Source organism: Ignatzschineria sp. F8392, from assembly GCF_002252045.1.
In the GTDB taxonomy this organism is placed as follows: domain Bacteria; phylum Pseudomonadota; class Gammaproteobacteria; order Cardiobacteriales; family Wohlfahrtiimonadaceae; genus Ignatzschineria.
In genome coordinates, this window is the sequence record NZ_NEFF01000003.1 from 197,360 (window position 1) to 209,123 (window position 11,764).

The window sequence follows — 11,764 nt, forward strand, 5'->3', positions numbered from 1 at the left end:
TTTCAAACACCTTTAAACTCTTTTAAACACCTTTGAAACATTTCAGACAAGGAATTACGCATAATGTCTAGACCTAAACCGATTGTGCTCACCATTCTTGATGGCTGGGGATTTCGTAACGAAGTTGAAAATAATGCCATTGCAGCAGCAAACACCCCGCATTGGGATCATCTACGGGAAGTGGGCGCCGTCACTTTCATTAAAACCTCAGGGGAAGCGGTGGGATTGCCCGATGGACAAATGGGTAACTCAGAAGTGGGCCATATGAATATCGGCGCTGGGCGTGTTGTTAATCAAGATTTCACCCGCATTACACAAGATCTCCGTAGTGGTGAATTTGATAATAACCCCATCTTCAATGAAGTGATGGAAGATCTTGTGACTCAAGAGCGCGCGCTCCATATCTTTGGACTACTCTCTCCCGGTGGCGTTCACTCTGATGAGAAGCATATCTTCGCGCTGATTCGTCTTGCGGCAAAACGGGGCGTTGAGAAGATCTATCTCCATGCCTTTCTCGATGGTCGCGATATGCCCCCACAATCGGCAACCCCTTCTCTTGAAAAAGCAGAAGCGCTCTTTAAAGAGCTTGGTCGTGGTCGTATTGCAACAATCATTGGCCGCTACTATGCAATGGATCGTGATAGTCGCTGGGATCGTGTTGAAAAAGCTTACGATCTGGTAAGTCAAGGGATTGGCGAGTACCAAGCAGCTACGGCTGAAGAGGGATTACAAAATGCCTATGCCCGTGGTGAACATGATGAGTTTGTCAAGGCGACTGTTATTCAAGATGCGGTCAAAATGGTCGATGGGGATGCCGTAATCTTTATGAATTTCCGCTCAGATCGTGCGCGCGAATTGAGTTATCCTTTTGTAGAAGATGATTTTGCCGGCTTTACCCCCAAGTATCGCCCTAAACTCTCACATTTTGTCTCTTTGACACAATATAAAGAGGGGCTCAATACAGAGATTGCCTATCCCCCATTAGAACTCAATAATGGTCTTGGAGAAGTCTTAGCAAAAGAGGGTTATACCCAGCTACGTATTGCCGAGACAGAGAAGTACCCACATGTCACCTTCTTCTTCAATGGTGGTGAGGAGAAAGTCTTTCAGGGAGAAGAGCGAATCTTAGTGAACTCTCCTAAAGTTGCAACATATGACCTTCAGCCTGAAATGAGTGCGCCCGAGGTGACAGAACGACTTGTCGAGGCGATCGAATCTGAGAAGTTTGATGTGATCATCTGTAACTATGCAAACCCTGATATGGTGGGTCATACCGGTGTCTTTGAAGCAATTGTGAAGGCGATTGAAGCGGTTGATACCGGCTTAGGCAAGGTTTATGAGGCAGTTAAAAAAGTAGGGGGCGAGATGTTAGTGACCGCCGATCACGGTAATGCTGAACAAACATGGGATGAGAAGACTAATCAACCACACACGGCACATACCACAACGCCGGTGCCACTCATCTATGTTGGCCGTAAAGCAACATTAGAACCCGATGGTGCGCTCTGTGATCTTGCGCCAACGATTCTCTATCTCCTAGGTGAAAAGCAGCCTAAAGAGATGACGGGGAAAAACCTGATCCATTTCCAATCATAGTGCCCAATTATGGCGCCGGGTCACATCAAGCGAGATTGAATCAATCAAAATTAGATCACGCAAAATTGAAATAAAATTGAAATAATAAGCGTGAAATAATCAGCGCAAGATTAAGAGAAGCTCTTATCGGGATACTCTTATCGGCATCAAGACCGGTAAGCGCTCTCTTAATCGCTTAGCTTGCCCAAAGTAGCTCAACTCCAACATCGATTCGAGGGCCGACTCAAAGACGCAACCATTTAAAAACATCAACAAAAGTATCATCGACAATCACATCGATAAGTTCGCTAGCCCTCTCTCTGCCCATTCCTCTGACATTCTCAGTGATATCATTTAAGGAACCTATTTATGAAAAGAGCGTTCTCCCATCCCCTTCTCCTCTCAACTCTCCTGTCCCTTAGTTTGAATCCCCTTGCTTACGCAGAGCCGAAAGTCGCTCAAGAGCAGAGAGAATCGATGGAGCCGATCGATCTGATCTCCACACCGGCAGAACCCACCATTCCGGTAGATGATCTACGCCGGTTTATTGAGGTCTTTGATGAGCTTAAACGCAATTATGTCGATGAGCTGAGCGATGCCACATTGATTCAAAATGCAATTATCGGCATGTTAACGAACCTCGATCCTCATTCAAAATATTATAGTGCCGAGCAGTTTCAAAAGATCAAAAATGAGACCTCTGGCAAAGAGAGCAGTATCGGTATCACCCTTCGCGCTGAGAGTCGAGATGACCACGATACAAAAGGGGCGATGGTGATTAAAACAATTGCCCCCAACAGTCCGGCAGAAAAGGCAGGATTGCAGATAGGGGATCGCATTGTCACAATCGATCAAACACCGACAGATCAACTCACAGTAGCGCAGGCAGAGCAACGGCTGCAAGGCAAAAAAGGGAGCCACGTTCAGTTAGAATTCTTTCATAATGGAGAGTTAAAAGAGCGCCAGATTGTCCGTGCCGATATTGCCCTCCCTAGTCTGGAAAAAGCGAGACGATATGGGCAATTTGCCTATCTCTCCTTAAGCCGTTTTCAAGAGGGGAGCAGTGAAGAGATTGCAGATGCCCTACTCGCCCTTGAGATTGAATCTAAAACAGCAAATACCCCGATCCAAGGGATGATTCTCGATCTCCGTAATAATCATGGCGGACTTCTCTCCGCCGCCATCGATGTTGCTGATCTCTTCCTGACACAAGGTGTGATCACCTATACTACCGGTCAAGCAACTCAACATCAGAAGCAATATCTTGCCACTGAACGTGAGCTGATTACTGAAATACCACTCATTATTCTGATCAACCAACAGAGCGCCTCGGCGGCAGAGATTGTTGCCGGCGCACTTCAAGATCATCAAAGAGCATTAATCGTCGGGGAGAATAGCTATGGAAAAGGTTCCGTTCAATATGCCGTTCCCCTCAACAATGGCGATGCGATTCGCTATACCATCGCGCGCTACTACACCCCTGATGGCAAGAGCATTCAAGATGAAGGGATTTCCCCTGATATCTTCATCCCTGACCTTAAAGTCAGCCCTAAAACAGACAGAAATGGAATCGATAAAAGATCCCATTCGCACGTGGATCACTTCACACAGCAGAAGCGTTATCTCCTAGAGAATGATTATCCCCTCTACGAGAGTATTCTACTCCTCGAAGGGATCACACGCTATCCACAACTCAATAGTGCTAAAGAGAATAGAGATATATAGAGGTAAGATATATAGCGGTGAGATTGAGAGAGATAAGATCTAGAGAGAGAATCCCCCAAAATCACTCTCAACCTTGAAATCTCTAAAGATCACCCTATATTCTCACATAGTACAAAAAGATCATTTAAGGGAGTCGGTATCTTATTACCGCTCTATCCCCTACCTCCTATCTGAAGGTTTTATGGAAGATATAATTATTCAAGGTGCGCGTACGCACAATCTTAAAGATATTAGTTTAACCCTTCCCCGCAATAAACTTGTGGTCATTACAGGGCTCTCTGGCTCTGGGAAATCATCACTTGCTTTCGATACACTCTACGCTGAAGGGCAACGTCGCTATGTGGAGTCACTCTCCTCTTATGCGAGACAATTCCTCTCGGTGATGGGAAAGCCTGATGTTGACCATATCTCAGGTCTATCGCCGGCGATCTCTATCGAGCAGAAATCAACATCCCACAATCCACGCTCAACAGTGGGAACGGTCACCGAGATCTACGACTATCTTCGTCTGCTCTTCGCCCGTATCGGTACGCCGCACTGCCCGACCCATCATCTCCCGCTCAATGCGCAGACCATTCCACAGATGGTCGATATGACGATGGCGCTCTCTGAAGAGCTTCGACTGATGTTGATAGCCCCTATTGTTCGCAATCGGAAGGGAGAGCATCTCAAACTCTTTGAAGAGCTTAAAGCACGAGGATTTCTGCGTGTTCGTGTTGATGGAAAAACCTATGAGATCGATGAGTTGCCGGAGATCAACCCGAAACAGCATCACGATATCGATGTTGTTGTCGATCGCTTCCGCGTGCGAGATGATATTCGTATCCGTCTTTCAGAATCACTAGAGACGGCGCTCGATCTAACCAATGGTTTAGCGGCAATTGTCGATATGAAGAGTGAAGAGACTCTCCTACAATTTTCGGCTAACTATGCCTGCCCTGAATGTGGCTTTACCATTGCCGAGTTAGAACCGCGTCTCTTCTCTTTTAATAATCCTGAAGGCGCTTGTCCAACTTGTGATGGTTTAGGGGTTAATCAATATTTTGATCCTGATCGCGTTATTGCCGAACCTTCTCTATCACTAGCTAGTGGTGCTATTCGAGGCTGGGATAAAAATTCTAGCTACTACTTCTCCATGATCGAATCTTTAGGGAGACATTACGGCTTTAACCCAGAAACGCCTTTTGAAGCGCTTCCGAAAAAGATTCAGAAGATTCTACTCTACGGATCGGGTGAGGAGGAGATAGAGTTCCATTATCTGAGTAATCGAGGACAACGCTCCATCCGCATCCATCCATTTGAGGGGATCTTAAATAATTTAGAGCGTCGTTACCATGAGACCGACTCACAAATTGTCCGTGAAAGTTTAACGCGATTTTTAGCGATGCGTGTCTGCCCTGACTGTGAAGGAAGTCGCCTAGGTCCTGCTGCGAAAAATGTTCTTATCGAAGGCGAAGCGATCCATAACATCACCGCCCTACCGATCAATGAGGCCTTAAAATGGGCTGAAGAGGTGAAGCTCTCGGGCGCTAAAAAAGAGATTGCCGATAAGATCTTTAAAGAGATTCAGGAACGACTCGGCTTTTTAGTCAATGTCGGACTCGACTATCTCAACCTCTCTCGTTCAGCAGAGACACTCTCTGGAGGTGAAGCGCAACGAATTCGTCTTGCCTCCCAAATTGGTGCCGGCTTAATGGGTGTTCTCTATGTGTTAGATGAACCCTCAATCGGTCTTCATCAACGAGATAATGATCGTCTCTTACAGACCCTCTTCCATCTGCGCGATCTTGGAAATACCGTCATTGTGGTAGAGCATGATGAAGATGCCATTTTAGCCGCGGATTATATTGTCGATATTGGCCCCGGTGCCGGCGTTCATGGAGGCTCTGTTGTTGCTGCAGGAACCCCTCAATCGGTACTGAAAAATAAGGATTCTCTCACTGCCGATTATCTCTCTGGACGCAAGAAAATAGAGGTGCCGAAAGAGCGAACGCCACGAGATCCTAAGAGAGAAATTAAGCTGATTGGCGCAACAGGCAATAACCTCAAAAAAGTGACCGCCTCCTTCCCGCTCGGCCTTCTAACCTGTGTGACTGGCGTTTCAGGCTCAGGAAAATCAACCCTCGTGAATGATACGCTCTACAGCGCTATCGCACGTATTTTGAATAAAAACAATAGCATCGAAGTTGCACCTTATCAGAAGATTGAAGGATTAGATCAGATCGACAAAATCGTCAATATCGATCAGAGCCCTATCGGCCGAACACCTCGATCCAATCCTGCGACCTATACCGGACTCTTCACCCCGATTCGAGAGATCTTCGCCAATACGCCAGAAGCACGCGCACGAGGCTATCAGCCAGGGCGTTTTAGCTTCAATGTGAAGGGAGGACGTTGTGAAAATTGTCAGGGAGATGGTCTTATCAAAGTTGAGATGCACTTCCTTCCCGATGTTTATGTCATGTGTGATGAGTGTCAAGGAAAGCGTTACAATCGCGAAACCCTCGATATTCTCTATAAAGGAAAGTCGATCAATGATGTTCTCAATATGACGGTGGAAGAAGCGTATCAATTCTTCGATGCCATTCCAGTTGTTCATCGTCGACTCGAAACACTGATGGAAGTGGGTTTAAGTTATATCACCTTAGGTCAAAATGCGACAACACTCTCCGGCGGTGAGGCTCAACGAGTGAAACTCTCCCGGGAGCTTTCGAAACGAGATACCGGCAAAACGGTCTATATTCTCGACGAGCCAACAACCGGCCTGCACTTCCACGATATTGCACAGCTCCTTAAAGTGATTCATACCTTACGTGATAAAGGGAATACCATCATTATTATCGAGCACAATCTCGATGTTATTAAGACAGCGGATTGGCTCATCGATATCGGTCCAGAAGGGGGAGCGAAAGGTGGAAATATCATCTTTGCCGGCACTCCCGAAGAGATCGCTCAATGTCCAGAGAGTTATACCGGAAAATATCTTAAACCGCTTTTAGAGAAAGGATAAATATCGGTTACCAAAATCGATCGATATCAGCCATCACCTTAAATGGATGATGGTTTTTTTATTCATCAAAAAAAGCTGAACGCTGCCGGGTCTTACTATCGCGTACTTCCATCAATCTCGTGCCGGCAGTATGCAATCATTCGATTGCCGGAATAGTTCTTATCTTTATAAAAGCTGATGAGTTGCCGGATCTTACCACTGCGTACTTCCATAATTTGCATGCCGGCAAATATCGCTCTTTTAACGATATCGTCCCGGTGTCGAAGATGCCAAATGGCGGGCATGCAGTAGTGAAAAGATTGCAATAGTCGGCTCCCGCCGCTCAATAAATCCTCTTAAGAATCATTCGTTCAAAAATAAGCTGAACGCTGCCGGGTCTTACTATCGCGTATTTCCACAAATCTCGCGCCGGCAGATGGCAATCATTCGATTGCCGGAATAGTTCTTATCTTTATAAAGGCTGATGAGTTGCCGGAGATTACCACTGCGTACTTCCATAATTTGCATGCCGGCAAATATCGCTCTTTTAACGATATCTTCCCGGTATCGAAGATGCCAAATGGCGGGCATGCAGTAGTGAAAAGATTGCAATAGTCGGCTCCCGCCGCTCAATAAATCCTCTTAAGAATCATTCATCAAAAACTGAACAATAAATTAAAAAAATATATTGATATGGATCAAATAATATAAAAAGCTCAATTGATAATAGATCTCAAAAGCGATAGATTTCTATTATCTGTTTGATAATGATTCTTTATGAATGAATGATGATTTCAATAACGCTATTGATCATCACTCACTTCTCTAATCATTTTATTAACTTCTTTTTTATCTACTTCTTCTATTTACCTCTCTTGTCTTGGTGACCGCTACAATGACAACTATGAAAATGCTCTCTCTCGATCAGGTCAATATCAATGAACCGGTGATGATTAAACAACTCAATACGCCGGAACCGAGCTATCGTCATAAATTGCTCGCGATGGGCGTTACCCCTGGTTGTGAAGTAACGGTGATTCGAACAGCGCCACTAGGTGATCCGATTCAGGTGATGATTCGAGGTTTTCAACTCTGCCTACGTAAAAAAGAAGCTGCTTCCATTATTGTTGAGAAGAGAGCGCAATAGATGAAACGTACCATTGCCCTACTTGGAAATCCAAACTGTGGAAAAACGACCCTCTTTAATGCTCTGACCGGCAGTCAACAGAAAGTTGCTAACTGGCCTGGAGTCACTGTCGATAAGAAGAGTGGCTTCTTTACAATCAATGATCAGCAGATCGATGTGATCGATCTTCCCGGCACCTACTCTTTTGAAAATAGTGAGGATGATACCTCGCAAGATGAATTGGTGGTCAGAAACTATCTTCTCAATGCAAAAGAGACACTGATCATCAATGTGATCGATGCTTCTAACTTACAACGAAGCCTCTATCTCACTTTCCAGTTACTCGATCTAAAACAGCCTATGATGATTGTCCTCAATATGATGGATGTCGCAAAATTAGAAGGGATCGAGATCTACACTTCACTTTTACAAGAGAAACTCCACTGCCCTGTCGTAGCGATCTCTGCCCGTAAAAATCAGGGGATCGAAGAACTCAAAAAGATGATCCTCGCCTATGAGCCAGGACTTTACCTCGATCATGAAGAGACCTTTCAGACACAAGGTCCGAGTGTGATCGATGCGATCCAGAAGGAACTCAATCCGCTCCCCTTAGATTCAGCACTCAAACAGCTCTCTCCCTGGCTTCTTTTAGAGACAATCAAAGGTAATTATCAAGATCCACGCTTTCTTCCGCAAGAGAAGAGAACGATTGAAACTATACGAAACAATATTGAAGCACTCTCCGATTGTGAGCTCGATATTATTCTCGCTAGTAGCCGCTATGAAGCGATCGATACCTTGGCAAAATCGGTCATTAAGACCAGTGGGGTTGCCAGCGGTAAGCTCACCTATAAGATCGATGAGTGGGCATTAGGACGATGGAGTGGTATCCCCATCTTTCTCTTAACAATGTTCTTAATGTTTGCTATCGCTATCAATGTGGGCTCCGCATTTATCGACTTTTTTGAGATTCTCTTTGACGCTATATTCGTCAGTGGGCTCGCTTCCCTTCTCTCCACACTACATGCACCTGAGTGGGTTATTACCTTCTTTGCAAATGGCATTGGCGAAGGGATTAAAACTGTGGCGAGCTTTATTCCAGTTTTAACGATGATGTTTTTCTGTCTCTCACTGCTCGAAGACTCCGGCTATATGGCACGCGCCGCAATGGTAGTCGATCGTGGTATGAGGGCGATTGGCCTCCCGGGAAAAGCCTTTGTGCCGATGCTTGTGGGATTTGGCTGTAATATTCCGGCAATTATGGGAACACGCACCTTAGAGAGTGAACGCGATCGCCTGATGTCTATTATGATGATCCCCTTTATGTCGTGTGGCGCAAGATTACCTGTTTATGCACTCTTTGCCGTAATCTTCTTCCCCGGCAATATTGGGATGATTGTCTATCTTCTCTATCTCTTAGGGATTGCTGTCGCCATTCTTACAGGACTTGCCCTAAAATTCTCTATCCTAAAAGGTCCCAACACCCCTTTTATTATGGAACTTCCGGCCTACCATATCCCAACATTAAGAGGCATTATCTTAACAACATGGGAGCGACTTAAGAGCTTTATTCTGCGTGCGGGTAAAGCGATTATTATTGTGGTGACCGTTTTAGGATTACTCAACAATATTGGAAGTGATGGTAGCTTTGGGAATGCCAATAGTGAAAAATCGCTCCTCTCCCATGTAGGACAAACTATTACCCCCGCCTTTAAACCGATGGGATTAACAGAGGAGAATTGGCCTGCCACTGTTGGGATCTTCACCGGTATCTTTGCCAAAGAATCGGTAATTGGAACACTCAATGCCCTCTACTCACAACCTGAAGATCATGATGATTTTGAGTTCTGGCCCCAAGTACAAGAAGCCTTTGCCTCAATTCCTGAGAACTTAGCGGAATTACCGGCATTGTTACTCGACCCACTCGGAATTAATCAACAGGTCGCCGATGGGGAGATCGAATCTATTCAAGAAGCGAATGATGTAGATGATACAACGATCTCTGAAATTGAGCGCTACTTCACCTCCTCCGCATCGGTGATCGCTTACCTTATCTTTATTCTGCTCTATACCCCCTGTGTTGCAGCACTTGGCGCAGTCTATCGAGAAGCTGGCATTCGCTGGACGCTCTTAGTTGCGAGCTGGACCTTTATTATTGGCTGGATCTTAGCAACCGGTTATTTCCAACTCCATCTTCTCTTCACCGAAGGCGGCGTTACACCTATTATTTGGTTAGGATCCCTACTTGCTGCACTTCTTGCGCTCTTCCTCTTATTGCGTTATATGGGGAAAAAGGAGATCTTTACAGAGAGTAAAGAGTTTATTCAAAAGAGCCATAAGAAGGGTTCAAAAGGGAGCTGTTGCCAATGATTTTATTAGAGATGAAACGCTATATTGAAGCGCGTGGGGAGGTTCCCTTAACCCACCTTGCTCATGCCTTCAATCTCGATACCAATACCGCAGAGATGATGATGTCGCAATGGGTCAAACGGGGAACAATTGAGAAATTAGAGAATCAACCCTGCCCAAGTCTCAACACTCAATCCCTCTGTGGTGGATGCTCCGGCAACTGCCATACCTCCTCCCTCATTCATCAATCTATCGGCACTCGGCAGGTGATTTATCGGATGAAGATCTCATAAGTAGGCTCTTGCAGTCCTGTTTAAAAAAACTTACTAAATCTCCTAAAAATTATCCACTTTCACAATTAAAGTCATACTATCTCCTACAATATAACGCTTGTTATTGGACTTAGATGGTAGATATGATCTCTTTTATACTCTTTTTATAAATTGTAACGATCAAGAAAAAACCATCGTACAATAGCCTCCTTCCCTCTTTTTCATGAGCTACTTTAACGATGTTAGAAATTATTATCAGCATTCTCTTCTTGATTGCGGTGGGCTATTTTGTTACTAAAAATTACGATGCCAAAATTGTTCTCTTTCTTGCCGCATTCCTCCTCCTCTTCATTTCGGTCTTTTTAGGCCATACTATTGAGACCTCAACACCGACAGGATCTATCTGGCTCGATCCTTTTGCAAAAGCGACCGATGTCTTTAAGATGCAGATGGGTATTGTTGGGCTTACCATTATGATGCTCTTCGGTTTTGCTGCCTATATGAATCATATTGGTGCGAATGATGCGATGGTTGCCGTCTTATCAAAACCGATTCAAAAAATCCGTTCAGTCTATATCTTAGTGCCGGTGGTCTTTCTCTTAGGAAATGCGCTGCAGATGGTGCTTCCAAGTGCCGCCGGACTTGCCATTCTATTGATGGCGACGCTCTATCCTGCACTAAGAACGGCAGGTATGTCCCCCTTAACTGCCGGCGCCGTTATTGCCACAACAGCAACTATCACACCGACACCGCTCGGTTCTGATAATGTCGTTGTCGCTCAACATCTTGGGATCTCCTCACTCGACTATGTGCTTAAGTATCATGCAAAAGTCTCTATTCCGGCGCTTCTCATTATGGCGGTTGCTCATCTTTTCTGGCAGCGTCACCTTGATCGTCGTGCCGGTACTGTACATGTTCCCTATCAACCAGAGCATAGTGAAGCAGAAAAATTAGCACAATTAAAACCGGCACCTTTATGGTATGCCATCTTTCCGATTGTACCGATCTTGCTACTTCTTCTCTTCAATCTTGCCTTTATCAATCCTGAAACTGGAAAACCGCTCTTAAAGATGGGACTTCCAGAAATCACACTGATCTCTATCTTAATTCCCTTACTCATTGAATTGATTCGCAAAAGAAGCTTTCAAAAATCGATCAAAGATTTCAACCTCTTCTTTGAAGGGATGGGACAAGGATTCTTTCAAGTGGTTTCACTCATTATTGCCGCCGGACTCTTTGTGGAGAGTTTAAAAGCGATCGGTATTATTACCACATTAACCAATAGCCTTAATGATGTTGAAGGTGCCGGACCGATTTTAATGTTCTTCTTCTCAGGAATGGCTGCCTTGATCGGTTTCTTAAGCGGTAGTGGCATCGCTGTGTTTCACTCCTTTATCAAAATTATTCCAGAGATTACGACGCAGATGGATGTCAATACCGTTCTGGTGGCGCTACCGATGCAGTTGACGGCCAATCTTATTCGCTCCGCCTCTCCTGTTGCTGCCGTGATTATTATTGTTGCTTCAGTCTTGAAGGTAAATCCGCTGGTGATTGTTAAACGGACATCGGTACCCGTCTTTGTTGGAATCTTCACCTGTTTAGCGCTCTCTTACTACTTCTATGGGTAGTTAGCGTAAAGTGATAAAATCCATGATAAAATAGAGAAGTATTACAACGTTATCGATCACTATCAGAGCATCTAGAGCAACCTTTAGATGCTCTTTTTTA

At 44.9% G+C, this 11,764-nt stretch carries 8 protein-coding genes; all 8 read left to right on the forward strand.

The features are described 5' to 3' along the window. Nucleotides 1-60 precede the first annotated feature (60 nt). The 8 genes from gpmI to dcuC all read left to right on the forward strand — a co-directional run bounded on the left by gpmI (nucleotide 61) and on the right by dcuC (nucleotide 11,664). Nucleotides 61-1,596 carry a 2,3-bisphosphoglycerate-independent phosphoglycerate mutase gene (gpmI, locus tag B9T19_RS06825; RefSeq protein ID WP_094567877.1) on the forward strand — a complete coding sequence of 512 codons (1,536 nt, stop codon included), beginning with the start codon at nucleotides 61-63 and terminating at the stop codon, nucleotides 1,594-1,596. Nucleotides 1,597-1,944: 348 nt separating this feature from the next. Next, a complete protein-coding gene (locus tag B9T19_RS06830) occupies nucleotides 1,945-3,300 on the forward strand; it encodes a S41 family peptidase (RefSeq protein ID WP_094567878.1) in 1,356 nt (451 codons plus the stop codon). A gap of 181 nt (nucleotides 3,301-3,481) precedes the next feature. Next, on the forward strand, nucleotides 3,482-6,310 hold the full coding sequence (uvrA, locus tag B9T19_RS06835) for an excinuclease ABC subunit UvrA (RefSeq protein WP_094567879.1): 2,829 nt from the start codon (nucleotides 3,482-3,484) through the stop codon (nucleotides 6,308-6,310). Between the two features lie 468 nt (nucleotides 6,311-6,778). After that, nucleotides 6,779-6,904, forward strand: a complete 126-nt coding sequence (locus tag B9T19_RS10790) for a hypothetical protein (RefSeq protein ID WP_255406355.1) — start codon at nucleotides 6,779-6,781, stop codon at nucleotides 6,902-6,904. 280 nt (nucleotides 6,905-7,184) lie between these two features. After that, nucleotides 7,185-7,436, forward strand: a complete 252-nt coding sequence (locus B9T19_RS06840) for a FeoA family protein (RefSeq protein WP_094567880.1) — start codon at nucleotides 7,185-7,187, stop codon at nucleotides 7,434-7,436. After that, entirely contained in the window at nucleotides 7,437-9,785 is a 2,349-nt protein-coding gene (gene feoB / locus B9T19_RS06845; protein ID WP_094567881.1) for a Fe(2+) transporter permease subunit FeoB, read from the forward strand. After that, the gene (locus B9T19_RS06850) at nucleotides 9,782-10,057 is read left to right on the forward strand and encodes a FeoC-like transcriptional regulator (protein ID WP_094567882.1); all 276 of its coding nucleotides are present in this window, start codon (nucleotides 9,782-9,784) and stop codon (nucleotides 10,055-10,057) included. Before feoB ends, B9T19_RS06850 begins: the two co-directional genes overlap by 4 nt. A 218-nt stretch (nucleotides 10,058-10,275) precedes the next feature. Continuing rightward, the gene (gene dcuC, locus B9T19_RS06855) at nucleotides 10,276-11,664 is read left to right on the forward strand and encodes a C4-dicarboxylate transporter DcuC (protein WP_094567883.1); all 1,389 of its coding nucleotides are present in this window, start codon (nucleotides 10,276-10,278) and stop codon (nucleotides 11,662-11,664) included. The last annotated feature ends 100 nt before the right edge of the window (nucleotides 11,665-11,764 follow it).

Excerpts from the sequence above, each read along its gene's own strand:
- B9T19_RS06850 (WP_094567882.1), top strand. The coding sequence starts at position 9,782 with ATGATTTTATTAGAGATGAAACGCTATATTGAAGCGCGTGGGGAGGTT.
- B9T19_RS06840 (WP_094567880.1), top strand. The coding sequence starts at position 7,185 with ATGACAACTATGAAAATGCTCTCTCTCGATCAGGTCAATATCAATGAA.
- uvrA (WP_094567879.1), top strand. The coding sequence starts at position 3,482 with ATGGAAGATATAATTATTCAAGGTGCGCGTACGCACAATCTTAAAGAT.
- feoB (WP_094567881.1), top strand. The coding sequence starts at position 7,437 with ATGAAACGTACCATTGCCCTACTTGGAAATCCAAACTGTGGAAAAACG.
- B9T19_RS06830 (WP_094567878.1), top strand. The coding sequence starts at position 1,945 with ATGAAAAGAGCGTTCTCCCATCCCCTTCTCCTCTCAACTCTCCTGTCC.
- dcuC (WP_094567883.1), top strand. The coding sequence starts at position 10,276 with ATGTTAGAAATTATTATCAGCATTCTCTTCTTGATTGCGGTGGGCTAT.